Below are 13703 nucleotides of genomic sequence, written 5' to 3' on the forward strand. Positions count from 1 at the left end.
CATTGGCCAACCGGTCTGTTGCCGGCAGTGAGGGCGATCCTAATCGGGGAAGCTTTCAGCCAGCTTTCGCGAGTGAAAGCATTGACCGAATGTACAACCGGTCGTCGGCCGGATTGAAAGTCCGTAAACACGGGGCCAGGAGCAAAAGACATGGGCGAACTTCACACCGGCGGCTGCCACTGCGGACAAATGCGCTATCAATTCAGCGGGCCATTGCACGACATCGCTCACTGCCACTGCTCGATTTGCCGACGGGTCAGCGGTGGAATCGTGACCACCTGGATCACCGTGTCCGCCTCAGCATTTGCATGGATGGCGGGTACGCCGTCCCGGTACGAGTCTTCGTCTACTTGCGTGCGATATTTCTGCCCAAACTGTGGGGCGCAACTGGCGCTGGTGACGAAGCTCAGCCCCGAGAGCATCGACGTGACCATCGCCACCCTCGACCATCCCGACCAGGCGCCGGCCGAGCGGCATATCTGGACCGACAGTCGTTTGCCGTGGCTGCATCTGGACGAGCACTTGCCCGGAGAGGCCCAAGAACAACTCTGATCAGAAAACAGACAGGTTCAGCGGCCGGATCGCGCCCATCCAGATCGCGTGCTCGGTGTGGTCAAGCAGATCGTCGCCCGTGTCCGGGTGCAGGAATATCACTAATCCCTTGCGGTTAAGCGCCAGCCACGGCAACACCTCGCCAATGTATTGCGGCTCGAAAGCCAATTGGCAGCTCCAGTCCGGATGCGGGCCGACCGGGCGTTCGTGCAGGCGCCCCATCTTCAGTGGAAACAATTGCGCTGCCTGCTCACACAAGGCCCGTGCCTGTGGCAGGGTGCTGGCATCGAAATAGACGTGGGCGTGGTAACCCTTGATCGTTTGCATCTGACTCCCTCTGAAACCTTGTCGAACCCTCGCCGCTTCCCGCAGGTCACACACCATATACGCTGAATAGTAGGGAGCACGGCCATGAAAAATGCCGAAACCCCGGTGGTGAAGGTAGTGCTTTATGGTGCCATGAGTAGCCTGGGCAGTGCGCTGATGGCTGAAATGCTGCGGCGCCAGCATGAAGTGATCGCGATTCTCGATGACCTGAACGCGCTCGCGCCGCGCCCGGGTTTACGCACCAAGGCCGGTGACCTGTTCGATGCCAAGCGGGTCAAGCAGAGCGTGGCCGGCTGTTCGGCGGTGATCTGCCTGCTCGATGCGCCAGGCTTGCCGATGAACAGTGAACACATCGAAAAATCCATCGTGCCCGGCCCGGTCGAGGAGGTGCTGGCGGTGGATGCACTGATCGACGGCATGCAGGCCGCAGGTATTGCCCGGCTGTTTGTGGTGGGCGATTTCGAGGTGCTGGACGATCCGGAAATAGAAGACCCGCTGCAACGCCACGCCGCCGAAGAAATCCGCGAAGCTCTGCAAAGCAGCTCGTTGCACTGGACCTTGGTGAATGCACCACGCCGCGTGCCCGGGCTGACCATCGAGCATTTCAGTCACGTCGGCAGTAGCCTGGAACCTGGCCTGGCCGCAGCGCTGGAACGGCTGAACAGGGTAGCCGTAGGGATTGCCGATGAGCTGCACCTGAACCTGCATGTTGGTGAGCATGTGAGTTTTGTTGGGACTTCGGAATCGTAAAAGATCGCAGCCTTCGGCAGCGCCCACAGGCGCGTAGGAGCTGCCGAGGGCTGCGATCTTTTCGCTTTACACCGCAATCGAAGGCAAAGGAAGGCCATTGAGCGATTGCGCACTGCTGGCCTGTTCCGCCATCAACCAATCCACAAACAGCTGAATCAACGCCCCACGCCGTTTGCGCTGGGGCAGAACCACGTAATAGCCCAGCCGGGAAATCACCGTGTCGGCAATCGGGCGACACAACAGACCTTGCGCCAACAAGTTATCCACAAGGTGCCGCCATCCGATCGCAACGCCTTGGCCGCCAATCGCCGCCTGAATCAGCAAGGTGTAGTTGTCGAAGCGCAGTTGCCCCGGCGCTGGGGCCGAGGTGATCCCCAACTCGCGAAACACGCCGCTCCAGTCGAACCAGTTGCTGCTGTTTTCGCCTCGCAGGTGCAGCAGCGGAAACTCCAGCAATGCATGAGCCGGCAAGGGCAGGGGACGGTCCTTCAATAGCAGCGGGCTGCACACCGGAAACACCTCTTCGCTGAACAGCCAGTGGCTCTCGCCTTGCTTGAACCGGCCATCGCCGAACAGCACCGCCACATCGATGTCGGTACGCAGCATGTTGTGGCTGCGTTCGCTGGTGACCAAGCTGACGTCCACTTGAGGGTTGGCGGTATGGAAGCGGTGCAGACGCGGCATCAGCCAGTACGCAGCGAAGGCGAAATCGGTGGCCACCTGCAACACTTCGTGCTGTTGTTGTGCGCTGATTGCGCTCAATCCTGCGTCGATATTCTGCAAACCGAGCTGAACTTGCTCGAACAAAATAGACCCGGTCTCAGTCAGCTCGATACCGCGATAAATACGATCGAACAACCGGGTAGCGAGCCGTTCTTCCAATCGCTTGATCTGCTGACTGATGGCCGGTTGCGTGGTGCCGAGCTCCACCGCGGCGGCGGTGAAACTGCGTTGTCGGGCCGCGGCTTCAAAGGCACGCAGCAGGTCCAGGGACAAATCACCGAGGGCGTCATACATAAGCTGTGCTTATCCTAGTCATTGCCTGGCATGGGCTTTACCACAAGGATTATGGACTCCATGCTCGATCACAGCACTCTCGCATAAATATCCACTATGGAATGCCGCGATCACATGAAGCGCAAAAATATTCTTTTCATCATGGCCGATCAAATGGCCGCGCCAATGTTGCCGTTCTACGGCCCTTCGCCTATCAAACTGCCGAATCTCAGCCGCCTCGCCGCGGAAGGCGTGGTGTTCGACGCCGCGTATTGCAATAGCCCTCTTTGCGCGCCGTCGCGTTTTACTCTGGTCAGCGGTCAGTTGCCGAGCAAGATCGGCGCCTACGACAACGCGGCCGATTTTCCCGCCGACGTTCCAACCTATGCCCATTACTTGCGTCGCCTTGGTTACCGCACCGCGTTGTCGGGCAAGATGCATTTCTGCGGCCCGGACCAGTTGCACGGCTATGAAGAACGCCTGACCAGCGACATCTACCCGGCCGATTACGGTTGGTCGGTGAACTGGGATGAGCCGGACGTACGACCAACCTGGTATCACAACATGTCGTCGGTGCTGCAAGCCGGGCCCTGCGTGCGCACCAATCAGCTGGATTTCGACGAAGAGGTGGTGTTCAAGGCCCAGCAATACCTGTTCGATCACATCCGCGAGGATGGCGATCAGCCGTTCTGCCTGACCGTGTCGATGACTCACCCACACGACCCGTACACGATTCCCAAAGCTTTCTGGGATATGTACGACGACACCGACATCCCTTTGCCCGAAACACCCGCCCAGGATGAACTCGATCCCCACTCCCAGCGTTTGCTCAAGGTCTATGACCTGTGGGACAAGCCGCTGCCTGTGGATAAGATTCGCGACGCGCGTCGTGCCTACTTCGGTGCGTGCAGCTATATCGACAGCAACGTCGGCAAACTTCTGCAAACACTCGAGGAAACCGGGCTGATCGATGACACCATCATCGTATTCTCCGGTGACCACGGCGACATGCTCGGCGAGCGCGGCCTCTGGTACAAAATGCACTGGTACGAAATGGCTGCCCGTGTACCGCTGTTGATCAGTGCACCAGGGCAATTCGGGGCCGGGCGGGTCAGCGCGGCGGTGTCCACTGCCGATCTGTTGCCGACCTTTGTCGAACTGGCCGGCGGCTCGCTGGAACCGGGTCTGCCGCTGGACGGCCGCTCGCTGGTTTCGCACCTGCAAGGGCAGGGCGGTCACGATGAAGTTTTCGGTGAATACATGGCTGAGGGCACCATCAGCCCGTTGATGATGATTCGCCGCGGTGCCTACAAATTCATCTACAGCGAAGACGACCCTTGCCTACTCTTCGATGTACATAACGACCCGCGTGAACACGAAGAACTCAGCCATTCGCCGCAGCATCGGCAGCTTTTCGAGGATTTTCTCGCCGAGGCGCGGGCCAAATGGGATATCCCGGCGATCCACCAACAGGTGCTCGCCAGTCAGCGACGCCGGCGTTTCGTCGCCGACGCCCTGACCATCGGCAAGCTGAAGAGCTGGGATCACCAGCCGCTGGTGGACGCCAGTCAGCAGTACATGCGCAACCACATCGACCTCGACGATCTGGAACGTAAAGCACGTTATCCACAACCCTGCCAAAACCAATAATGTTAAGGGGAAGTCCATGCAAAGGTTATCCACAGTACTGACGGTCGGGCTTCTGGCTCTGGGCAGTGCCTCGGCCTATGCCGAGCAAAGCTGCGAGACGGTGAAAATGGCCGACCCGGGCTGGAGCGACATTGCTGCAACCAACGCCATCACCGGGATTCTGCTGGACGGCATGGGCTACAAGGCCAAGGTCGACACGCTGGCGGTGCCGATCACCTTTGGCGGTCTGAAGGATGGCCAGGTGGACGTATTCCTCGGTAACTGGATGCCGGCGCAGCAAGGTTTCTACGACAAGTTCGTGGCCAACGGCGACGTAACTCAGTTGGCGAAGAACCTTGATGGCACCGAGTTCACGCTGGCGGTCCCGGATTACGTTTGGGACGCGGGTGTGCATAACTTTAATGACTTGAATAAATTCGCCGACAAGTTCGACAAGAAGATCTATGGCATCGGCTCCGGCGCCCCGGCGAATATTTCGCTGCAAGAGATCATCAAGAAGAACGACTTCGATATGGGCCAGTGGAAGCTGATTGAGTCCAGTGAGCAGGCGATGCTGGCCGAAGTGTCTCGCGCCGTGAAGAAACAGAAGTTCGTGACCTTCCTCGGCTGGACGCCCCACCCGATGAACGTGCAGCTGAAAATGCATTACCTGAAGGGCGGCGAGAAGTACTTCGGTGACACCGGCAGTGTTTATACACTGACCCGCAAAGGTTATGCACAGGCCTGCCCGAACGTCGGCAAACTGCTCACCAACCTGAGTTTTACCCAGGAAATGGAGAACAGCATCATGGCCGAGGTGATGAACAAAAAAGTCAGCAATGCCGCGGCGGCCAAGGCCTGGATCAAGGCCAATCCGGCGGTGCTGGATAAGTGGCTGGACGGTGTGAAGACTGTGGACGGGAAGGATGCGTTGCCGGCCGTGAAAGCCAAGCTCTAACACCCCTCTGTGGCGAGGGAGCTTGCTCCCGCTGGAGTGCGTAGCGCTCCCATTTCGGCAACTGCAGTTTGTCAGTCTCACCGAGTTGTCCGGACTTGCGACTGCTGCGCAGCCGAGCGGGAGCAAGCTCCCTCGCCACAATGATCGTTTTACCCTGTTACCCTTGCGCAAAACCCCGCCCGAGAGGACCCATGGCCTTCCCCAGCCGCCATTCACTCTTTCCCTTCCTGACCTGGTTGCCCCGGCAAACCCGCGTCAGCGTCGGCCGTGATCTGATTGTCGGCCTGAGCGGTGCGATTCTCGCGTTGCCACAATCGATTGCCTACGCCCTGATCGCTGGTCTCCCACCAGAATACGGGTTGTACGCCGCGATTATCCCGGTGCTGATCGCCTGCCTCTGGGGTTCGTCGTGGCATTTGATCTGCGGTCCTACGGCGGCCATTTCCATCGTCCTGTACGCCAGCGTCAGTCCTCTGGCCGTCCCCGCGTCGCAAGACTACGTCACGCTGATCCTGCTTCTGACACTCCTTGCGGGCATTTTCCAGTGGCTGCTGGGTTTGCTGCGTTTCGGCGCCTTGGTGAATTTCGTCTCTCACTCGGTGGTGCTGGGCTTCACCCTTGGCGCAGCGGTGGTGATTGCCATTGGGCAACTGCCGAACTTGCTGGGGCTGGATGTGCCCAATCAGGCCACGGCGCTGAACAGCCTGGTGCTGCTGTTCAGTCATCTCAGTGAAGTGGACAAACCCTCGCTGGTACTGGGCCTGGCCACGGTGGTGATAGGCATCGTGCTGAAACTGCTGTTGCCCCGTTGGCCGACATTGTTGATCGCTCTGGTCCTGAGCGGATTGCTGGTATGGCTGTGGCCAGCGATGTTCGGTCATGTGAAGCTAGTCAGCGCCTTCGTCGGGCGACTGCCACCCTTCAGTCCGTTGCCGCTGGATCTGGACCTGGTGTTGCGCCTGCTGCCTAGCGCGGTGGCGGTCGGGATGCTCGGGCTGGTGACGAGCCTGTCGATTGCTCGCTCCTTGTCGGCGCGCTCGCAGCAGTTGCTCGACGCCAATCAAGAAGTCCGCGCCCAGGGTTTCTCGAACATGGTCGGTGCGTTTTTTTCCGGATCGCTGTCAGCCGGTTCCTTCACCCGCTCGGCCCTGAGCTATGACGCCGGTGCCTGCTCACCGTTGGCGGGGGTTTTTTCAGCGGTGTGGGTGGCGTTGTTCGCTATCTTCGGCGCGGTATTGATCGCGCACATTCCGATCCCGGCCATGGCCGGCAGCATTTTGTTGATCGCCTGGGGATTGGTCGACCATCGCGGCATTCGCGCCTTGTTGCGGGTCAGCCGTGCCGAGTTTCTGGTCATGGCGCTGACCTGTGTCGCGACGCTGTTGCTGGAATTGCAAACGGCGATCTACGCCGGTGTGCTGGCCTCGCTGTTCTTCTACCTTAAACGCACTTCGCAGCCTCGGGTGCAGCATTGGCGCGAGGGCGACGAAGACATTCTGCGAGTCGGCGGTTCAATCTTTTTCGGCGCCAGTCATTACCTGCAAGTGCGTTTGCAACGGATGCACGGCGCGCGGGTAGTGATCGAGGCGCAGCAAATCAACTTCATCGACTATTCGGGCGTGGAAATGCTGCATCAGGAAGCGCGGCGGCTGCTGCGCCAGGATCGCAGCCTGACCCTGCGGCGAGCACGGCCGCAGGTGGTGGAGGAATTGAGGAAGCTCGAAGGCGCGGAGAAATGCCCGATTCGCTTCGAAGATTGAAACACTGACGTTGATGCAACGGGATAACCTGTGGCGAGGGAGCTTGCTCCCGCTGGGTTGCGAAGCAGCCCTAAAATCTGCGGGCGCTTCGCACCCGAGCGGGAGCAAGCTCCCTCGCCACAAAGAACTACAGCGCCAATTGCCGGCGGAGTTCGGCCAGCACCGGCGCTGTATCCGGGCGCACGCCGCGCCACAGATAGAAAGCTTCCGCCGCCTGCTCGGCCAACATTCCCAGGCCATCCATCGCCACCGCCGCACCGTGCTCGCTGGCCCAGCGGCAGAACGAGGTCGGGTCTTTGCCGTACATCATGTCGTAGCAAACCGTCTTGCCCGGCTCGATCAAACTGCTGGCAATCGGCGGTACATCGCCTGACAGACTGGCGGACGTAGCGTTGATGATCAGGTCCACCGGTTCCAGCAACCAATCGAAGCCGCTGGCCGACACCGGCCCCAGATCCGCGAACAGTTCCGCCAGCACTTCGGCTTTTTCCACCGTGCGGTTGGCGATGATCACCGACGCCGGTTGCTCCGCCAGAAGCGGTTCCAGCGCCCCGCGCACCGCACCGCCGGCCCCGAGCAGCAGGATGCGCTTGCCCGCAAGGCTGAATCCGGCGTTGACCGTCAGGTCCCGTACCAGACCGGCCCCATCGGTGTTGTCGCCGAGCAGCGTGCCATCAGCCAGTTTGCTCAGGGTATTCACCGCGCCGGCCCGTTGCGCCCGCTTGGTCAAGCTGTTCGCCAAACGATAGGCGTCTTCCTTGAACGGCACCGTCACATTCGCCCCACGCCCCTCGCGGAAAAATGCCTGGGCACAGCCGGAAAAATCATCGAGGGGCGCCAGCAAAGTGCTGTAGTCCAGTTTTTGCCCTGTCTGCTCGGCGAACAAACGGTGGATCAGCGGCGACTTGCTGTGGCCAATCGGGTTACCGAATACGACGTAACGATCCATCTACATTCCTCAACCGTAGGAGCTGCCGAAGGCTGCGATCTTGACTGCAGCCCCGACGATGCAAAAACTCAAACCCTGGAATCAGGCCTTGGCCAACCAATCGCGGTCTTGCAGGAAGTACTCGGTCAGGCGCGCTTCTTCACTGCCCGGCTCGGCCTTCCAGTCGTAGGCCCAGCGCACTTGCGGCGGCAGAGACATCAGGATCGATTCGGTACGCCCGCCCGATTGCAGGCCGAACAACGTACCGCGGTCATAGACCAGGTTGAACTCGACGTAACGACCACGGCGAAACTCCTGGAATTCACGCTGTTTGGCCGTGAACGCATCATTCTTGCGGCGCTGCACGATTGGCAGGTACGCGTCGATAAACGCATCGCCGATGGCGCGCATGAAGGCGAAGCTGGTGTCGAAGTCCCACTCGTTCAAGTCATCGAAAAACAGGCCGCCAATGCCACGCGGCTCGTGGCGATGCTTGATGTGGAAGTAACTGTCGCACCAGGCCTTGTAGCGCGGGTAGACGTCTGGCCCGAACGGCGCGCAAGCCTGTTCGGCGACGCGGTGCCAGTGCATGCAGTCTTCTTCATTACCGTAATAAGGGGTCAGGTCGAAGCCGCCACCGAACCACCAGACCGGCTCTTCACCTTCTTTTTCAGCGATGAAAAAGCGCACGTTGGCGTGGGATGTCGGTACATGGGGGTTGTGCGGGTGAATCACCAAAGACACGCCCAAGGCTTCAAAGCCTCGGCCGGCCAATTCTGGCCGATGAGCGCTGGCGGAGGGTGGGAGACCGCTGCCAAAGACGTGGGAAAAGTTAACGCCGCCCTTTTCGATGACCGCGCCGTTTTCAATCACTCGGGTGCGACCGCCACCGCCGGCAGGTCGGGTCCAGGCGTCTTCGACGAAATGTGCGCCGCCGTCTTCGGCTTCCAGGGCAGCGCAAATGCGGTCTTGCAGGTCGAGCAGGTAGGCTTTTACGGCCTCGGTGCGGGTAGTCATGGCATCACCTTGAATCGGGCAAAGCTACGCGGCGCTCATACAGGCCGGCGGCAAATTGCTGCGTAGGATAACACTGCACCTTGTGCCGTCGCAGTTGACGAAGGTCAAGCTTTAAGAGTCCGATAGGGCGCTTGGCGCTACAACTCTAGAAGCTAATACTTAAGGAAAGTGCAGATGGCAAAGCGTATCCAGTTCCGCGCCCATGGCGGCCCCGAAGTACTCGAGCATGTCGATTACCAGCCCGCCGAACCCGGCCCACTGCAGGTGCGCGTGACCAACAAGGCCATCGGCCTGAACTTCATTGACACCTATTACCGCGGTGGCCTCTATGCGCCACCCGCCTTGCCGTCGGGCCTGGGCGCTGAAGGCGCGGGGGTGGTCGAAGCAGTCGGAAGCGAAGTCACCCGCTTCAAGATCGGTGATCGCGTGGCATACGGCAGTGGCCCTTTGGGTGCTTATAGCGACGTTCATGTATTGCCGGAAGCCAATCTGGTGCATCTGCCGGACGCCATCAGCTTCGAACAAGCCGCCGGCGTGATGCTCAAAGGCCTGACCGTGCAGTACTTGCTGCGTCAGACGTATGAACTCAAGGGTGGCGAAACCATTCTGTTCCACGCGGCAGCCGGAGGCGTCGGTTCCCTGGCCTGCCAATGGGCCAAGGCCTTGGATGTGAAACTGATTGGCACAGTCAGTTCAGCAGAGAAAGCCGCACTGGCGAAAGCCAATGGTGCCTGGGCGACCATCGATTACAGCCATGAAAACGTCGCACAACGCGTGCTGGAATTGACTGACGGTAAAAAAGTGCCGGTGGTGTACGACGGCGTAGGCAAAGATACCTGGCTAACCTCGCTCGACAGCGTCGCGCCTCGAGGGCTGGTGGTGAGTTTCGGTAATGCTTCAGGCGCAGTGGATGGAGTGAATCTGGGGATTCTCGCGGGGAAGGGTTCGCTGTACGTGACCCGACCGACCCTGGCGACCTACGCCAACAACGCTGAAAACCTGCAAAGCATGGCCGATGAGCTGTTCGAGATGATCATCAGCGGCAAGTTGAAGGTGGACATCAGTCAGCGCTATCCATTGGCTGAAGCGGCCAAAGCGCAGACCGAATTGTCGGCGCGGCGCACGACTGGCTCGACCGTTTTGTTGCCTTGAGGACGCCATCGCGAGCAGGCTCGCTCCCACAGTGGATCTTTGTCGAACACAAAATCCATGTCCACCGGAGACCTAATGTGGGAGCGAGCCTGCTCGCGATTGGCAGCGCTGCGGTCTAATCCGGGCGCACCACGTGGCCGGTGGCCAGATCACGAATCACGCTCGGATTCTTCCGCCCACCCAGATTGCCACCCAGCACCCAATCAACCTGCCCACGGAAATACTGCTCCACGCGAAGCCGCGTCCGCGCCGCCGGCCGTCCCTGAGGGTTGGCCGAGGTTGAAACCAACGGCCCGACCAACGCACACAAATCCCGCACCAGTGGGTGATCGCTAACCCGCAACGCCACCGTTTCATGCACACCGGTAATCCACTGGGGCAATAGATTCTGATGCGGCACCAACCAGGTGTTGGGGCCCGGCCAAGTGCTGGCCATGCGGTCCATCCACAATTCAGGGAAGTCTTCGAAGAGGAAGTCGAACTGGCGAATATTATCGGCCACCAGAATCAGGCCTTTATCCACAGATCGCCCCTTGATCAGCAACAGACGATCCACCGCCTCTTCGTCCCATGGGTCGCAACCCAGGCCCCAGACAGCTTCGGTTGGATAGGCAATGACCGCCCCAGCGCGAATTTCTCGTGCGGCTTGTTGCACACGCCAACTGTTGACCATGAAAGACTCTCCGGAATAAGGCTCTGCGCAGTTTACCGATCTTCCTTATAAAACCTAGCGTCCGCGCGCAAGCCAGCGGCCGCTTTCACAGACCGCACGGCCGTCCATTTCCAGCTCCGTCAGCGCTGCCAATACTTTCGACAGCGCCCAGCCGCTGGTGATCGCCAGGGCTTCGCTGGTATGGGGCGCCGCGTGGAGCAATATGAGCAGCGGATGAGTCTCTGTCGTCTGCGGCGTTTCTGTGGATAACGGCAGCCGTTGCCAGCCGCGCAAGGCTTCGAGGATGTGCTCGATGGTTTCCACCAGCACCGCACCGTCGCGGATCAGCTGATGGCAACCCTTTGCACCAGGGTGATGGATCGACCCTGGAATCGCATACACTTCACGCCCCTGTTCCGCCGCCAGCCTGGCGGTGATCAACGAACCACTGGCAACACTCGCCTCGACCACGAGCACGCCGAGGGACAAACCGCTGATGATTCGATTGCGCCGGGGGAAATTGCTGGGGGAAGGGCCGGCGTCCAGCGGAAACTCCGAAAGTACCGCGCTTCCCGAAGCAATCATGGCGTCCGCCAGCCGTCGATTGCGCTGTGGATAAAAATTTTCAAGCCCCGTGCCAAGTACGCCGACCGTTTGCCCGCCAACGTCCAGAGCCGCCTGATGCGCGGCAGCATCGATGCCCAGGGCCAGCCCGCTGGTGATGACAAAACCCGCGCCGGCCAGACTGCGGGAAAACGCGGTGGCAGTGTCCATTCCCGGTCGCGAAGCACGACGGCTGCCGACCATCGCCAGCTGTGGTTTTTCCAGAATTCCCGGATCTCCCGCGACGAATAACAGCGGCGGCGCATCACTGATTTGCGCCAGCAATGCGGGGTAGTCAGGTTGGTCCCACATCAGTAAATGCTGGCCCGGGCGCTCTAACCAAGCCAATGCGTGACTGGCGCCGTCACGGACTTCACTAGAGCGCCGGGCTTCCGCGCAAGCGAGTGGCAGGCCCAACGCACGCCAGGCGCTGGCCGGTGCGCTGATGGCTTTGGAGGCCGAGCCGAAGGCCTCAAGCAACTTCTTGAAACGCGCAGGGCCGAGTTCCGGCAAACGGTGCAGGCGTAAACGGGCTTCCAGTTCCGCAGGGGAAACGGACGTACAGGCAGACAGCGACATGGATCATCCTTGATCGTTATAGAGTCCCGTCGAATCGGGAATAAGCTGTGGATAACTCTGTTGGTAACTTGTGAGCAGGCTTAAGGATTTCGCACCTTGTCCATCACCGCCAGGGAGCGCGATGCGTTAAGGACAAGCCCGTAGCTGAGCTTGTCGTAAGTGCGAAAGACCATCAGCAAACCGGCCCGCTCGTCGGGAATTTTCAATGGCTGGCCGGTGATCCGGTCACGCACGGTTTCACCGGTTTTCATCACTGCCAGCACATTGCCTTCGGCCAGGCCATCGCGCTGCCCCTTGTTCAACGTGACGACATCCAGTGCGCCTATCTGGGTGACCCCACGCGGGACATCGATAATCAAGCCGTCGATTTCGGTTGTTGGCGCACTGGGCATGAAGGTCGAATTGATCGAGCGCTCTTCACCACCGAACAGCCGGTCGCCGAGTCGTACTTCCTGAGTGGTGCGTTGCAGGGCCAGGGTGGCGACGTCGCCTTCAGTGGCAATGATCTCGCCGCCACCGATGTCGTCGGCGTTTATCCCCAGAAACTCCTTGCTCTGCGGATCGGTGTAGACCTTGCCCTGACGGAAGATGCCGTACACCGGTTGTGCCGGGTCGAAATGGCCACGCGCGAATATTCGATCACCCGTACCGCTGAGCACCCGTTCGGCATCGCCGGCGACGATGTAGGGCGCCTTGTCGAAATCCTCTGCCTTGTCGACGATACGATTGCTCAGCAGAAAGCTGTTGATCGATTTCAGCGGAATGCTCGGAATGGCATCGGCCACCGGCGAGCTGCGAATTCGTGGCGAAAGCTTGATGGTGCCCCGGGAAGCACCGCGATTGAGGGTCAGGCGTGGCTGACCGTTGACGTAAACCAGCGACAGCGTATCGCCCGGATAGATGAGATTGGGGTTTTCGATCTGTGGATTGGCCTGCCAAAGCTGCGGCCACTCCCACGGTTCACGCAGGTATTTGGCGGAAATGTCCCAGAGTGTGTCCCCTGCCACCACGGTGTATTGCTGTGGAAAACCTTCCCTGAGTTGCACTTGCCCGTGCGCAAAACCGGCCGAGGCCAGAAGGAGCAAGGCGAGTAGTGATTTCCTCATGCGGTGAATCCCTTTATTATGTACGTTCGCGTGAAACGCCAGAGCCCTCGTGGCTCGCTTCCGGCTCATTATTGAAAAGCCGGAAGCTACGTTCACAACGGTAGCCTGCATCCTCGGACTCGCCAGGCCATCGACCCGACTTTACCTCACACGTGCAGCAATTGAGCTTATGGCCATTTTAGACATCCTCGAATTCCCCGACTCGCGCCTGCGTACTATCGCCAAACCAGTGGCTGTAGTGGACGACGAAGTGCGTCAGTTGGTCGATGACATGTTTGAAACAATGTATGAAGCGCCAGGCATCGGCCTTGCCGCGACCCAGGTCAACGTGCATAAACGTATCGTCGTGATGGACCTCTCCGAAGACCGCAGCGAACCGCGGGTGTTCATCAACCCCGAGTTCGAAGTCCTGACCGACGAGGTGGACCAGTATCAGGAAGGCTGCCTCTCGGTGCCGGGTTTCTACGAAAACGTCGACCGCCCGCAAAAGGTCAAGATCAAGGCCCTGGACCGCGACGGCCAACCGTACGAACTGATTGCCGAAGGCCTGCTCGCGGTTTGCATCCAGCATGAATGCGACCACCTCAACGGCAAATTGTTCGTTGATTACCTGTCTACGCTCAAACGCGACCGGATCAAGAAGAAACTGGAAAAGCTCCATCGCCAGAACGCTTGATGCCCTTCTTTCAAAGGC

Annotated in this window: 14 protein-coding genes; 7 read left to right on the top strand and 7 right to left on the bottom strand. The window is 59.7% G+C overall.

The genetic code is table 11. From position 1 onward, the window contains the following. Positions 1 to 150: 150 nt before the first annotated feature. Complete coding sequence (locus tag BK662_RS04215) at positions 151 to 552, top strand: GFA family protein (RefSeq protein ID WP_123356978.1); 402 nt, start codon at positions 151 to 153, stop codon at positions 550 to 552. Here the strand turns inward: BK662_RS04215 and BK662_RS04220 are convergent, their stop codons facing one another. Beyond that, positions 553 to 879, bottom strand: a complete 327-nt coding sequence (locus BK662_RS04220) for a DOPA 4,5-dioxygenase family protein (RefSeq protein WP_123356980.1) — start codon at positions 877 to 879, stop codon at positions 553 to 555. Between the two features lie 84 nt (positions 880 to 963). On the opposite strand from BK662_RS04220, the gene BK662_RS04225 reads away from it, so the two are divergent. Then, entirely contained in the window at positions 964 to 1629 is a 666-nt protein-coding gene (locus BK662_RS04225) for an NAD(P)-dependent oxidoreductase (protein ID WP_123356982.1), read from the top strand. A 66-nt stretch (positions 1630 to 1695) separates the two neighbouring features. On the opposite strand, the gene BK662_RS04230 is transcribed toward BK662_RS04225, so the two are convergent. Further along, entirely contained in the window at positions 1696 to 2646 is a 951-nt protein-coding gene (locus BK662_RS04230) for a choline sulfate utilization transcriptional regulator (RefSeq protein ID WP_123356984.1), read from the bottom strand. Between the two features lie 114 nt (positions 2647 to 2760). On the opposite strand from BK662_RS04230, the gene betC reads away from it, so the two are divergent. The 3 genes from betC to BK662_RS04245 all read left to right on the top strand — a co-directional run bounded on the left by betC (position 2761) and on the right by BK662_RS04245 (position 6972). After that, positions 2761 to 4275 carry a choline-sulfatase gene (betC, locus tag BK662_RS04235; protein WP_123356986.1) on the top strand — a complete coding sequence of 505 codons (1515 nt, stop codon included), beginning with the start codon at positions 2761 to 2763 and terminating at the stop codon, positions 4273 to 4275. A gap of 16 nt (positions 4276 to 4291) precedes the next feature. Then, a complete protein-coding gene (gene choX, locus BK662_RS04240) occupies positions 4292 to 5212 on the top strand; it encodes a choline ABC transporter substrate-binding protein (RefSeq protein ID WP_123356988.1) in 921 nt (306 codons plus the stop codon). 191 nt (positions 5213 to 5403) lie between these two features. Further along, entirely contained in the window at positions 5404 to 6972 is a 1569-nt protein-coding gene (locus BK662_RS04245; protein ID WP_123356990.1) for a SulP family inorganic anion transporter, read from the top strand. A gap of 127 nt (positions 6973 to 7099) precedes the next feature. Here BK662_RS04245 and aroE read toward each other — a convergent pair whose 3' ends face one another. Together aroE and hemF are read right to left on the bottom strand one after the other, a co-directional pair. Next, the gene (aroE, locus tag BK662_RS04250; protein WP_123356992.1) at positions 7100 to 7921 is read right to left on the bottom strand and encodes a shikimate dehydrogenase; all 822 of its coding nucleotides are present in this window, start codon (positions 7919 to 7921) and stop codon (positions 7100 to 7102) included. A gap of 81 nt (positions 7922 to 8002) precedes the next feature. Further along, on the bottom strand, positions 8003 to 8917 hold the full coding sequence (gene hemF, locus BK662_RS04255) for an oxygen-dependent coproporphyrinogen oxidase (protein WP_123356994.1): 915 nt from the start codon (positions 8915 to 8917) through the stop codon (positions 8003 to 8005). A 174-nt stretch (positions 8918 to 9091) separates the two neighbouring features. Here hemF and BK662_RS04260 point away from each other — a divergent pair, with 174 nt between their 5' ends. Further along, positions 9092 to 10069: an NADPH:quinone reductase gene (locus BK662_RS04260; RefSeq protein ID WP_123356995.1), complete on the top strand. Its 978-nt coding sequence runs from the start codon at positions 9092 to 9094 to the stop codon at positions 10067 to 10069. A 115-nt stretch (positions 10070 to 10184) separates the two neighbouring features. On the opposite strand, the gene tsaC is transcribed toward BK662_RS04260, so the two are convergent. From tsaC to BK662_RS04275, 3 genes are all read right to left on the bottom strand, one after another. Beyond that, complete coding sequence (tsaC, locus tag BK662_RS04265) at positions 10185 to 10742, bottom strand: L-threonylcarbamoyladenylate synthase type 1 TsaC (protein WP_123356997.1); 558 nt, start codon at positions 10740 to 10742, stop codon at positions 10185 to 10187. Between the two features lie 54 nt (positions 10743 to 10796). After that, positions 10797 to 11903, bottom strand: coding sequence for a DNA-processing protein DprA (gene dprA / locus BK662_RS04270; RefSeq protein ID WP_123356999.1), 1107 nt, complete (start codon positions 11901 to 11903; stop codon positions 10797 to 10799). 80 nt (positions 11904 to 11983) lie between these two features. Further along, positions 11984 to 13009: a LysM peptidoglycan-binding domain-containing protein gene (locus BK662_RS04275; protein WP_123357002.1), complete on the bottom strand. Its 1026-nt coding sequence runs from the start codon at positions 13007 to 13009 to the stop codon at positions 11984 to 11986. A gap of 169 nt (positions 13010 to 13178) precedes the next feature. Between BK662_RS04275 and def the strand changes: the two genes are divergently transcribed. Beyond that, positions 13179 to 13685, top strand: a complete 507-nt coding sequence (gene def / locus BK662_RS04280) for a peptide deformylase (protein ID WP_008007919.1) — start codon at positions 13179 to 13181, stop codon at positions 13683 to 13685. The last annotated feature ends 18 nt before the right edge of the window (positions 13686 to 13703 follow it).

This window comes from Pseudomonas frederiksbergensis, assembly GCF_003732275.1.
Lineage (GTDB): Bacteria > Pseudomonadota > Gammaproteobacteria > Pseudomonadales > Pseudomonadaceae > Aquipseudomonas > Aquipseudomonas frederiksbergensis_H.

Excerpts from the sequence above, each read along its gene's own strand:
- BK662_RS04275 (WP_123357002.1), bottom strand. The coding sequence starts at position 13,009 with ATGAGGAAATCACTACTCGCCTTGCTCCTTCTGGCCTCGGCCGGTTTT.
- BK662_RS04215 (WP_123356978.1), top strand. The coding sequence starts at position 151 with ATGGGCGAACTTCACACCGGCGGCTGCCACTGCGGACAAATGCGCTAT.
- betC (WP_123356986.1), top strand. The coding sequence starts at position 2,761 with ATGAAGCGCAAAAATATTCTTTTCATCATGGCCGATCAAATGGCCGCG.
- aroE (WP_123356992.1), bottom strand. The coding sequence starts at position 7,921 with ATGGATCGTTACGTCGTATTCGGTAACCCGATTGGCCACAGCAAGTCG.
- hemF (WP_123356994.1), bottom strand. The coding sequence starts at position 8,917 with ATGACTACCCGCACCGAGGCCGTAAAAGCCTACCTGCTCGACCTGCAA.
- BK662_RS04220 (WP_123356980.1), bottom strand. The coding sequence starts at position 879 with ATGCAAACGATCAAGGGTTACCACGCCCACGTCTATTTCGATGCCAGC.
- dprA (WP_123356999.1), bottom strand. The coding sequence starts at position 11,903 with ATGTCGCTGTCTGCCTGTACGTCCGTTTCCCCTGCGGAACTGGAAGCC.
- BK662_RS04225 (WP_123356982.1), top strand. The coding sequence starts at position 964 with ATGAAAAATGCCGAAACCCCGGTGGTGAAGGTAGTGCTTTATGGTGCC.
- BK662_RS04230 (WP_123356984.1), bottom strand. The coding sequence starts at position 2,646 with ATGTATGACGCCCTCGGTGATTTGTCCCTGGACCTGCTGCGTGCCTTT.
- tsaC (WP_123356997.1), bottom strand. The coding sequence starts at position 10,742 with ATGGTCAACAGTTGGCGTGTGCAACAAGCCGCACGAGAAATTCGCGCT.
- choX (WP_123356988.1), top strand. The coding sequence starts at position 4,292 with ATGCAAAGGTTATCCACAGTACTGACGGTCGGGCTTCTGGCTCTGGGC.
- BK662_RS04260 (WP_123356995.1), top strand. The coding sequence starts at position 9,092 with ATGGCAAAGCGTATCCAGTTCCGCGCCCATGGCGGCCCCGAAGTACTC.
- BK662_RS04245 (WP_123356990.1), top strand. The coding sequence starts at position 5,404 with ATGGCCTTCCCCAGCCGCCATTCACTCTTTCCCTTCCTGACCTGGTTG.
- def (WP_008007919.1), top strand. The coding sequence starts at position 13,179 with ATGGCCATTTTAGACATCCTCGAATTCCCCGACTCGCGCCTGCGTACT.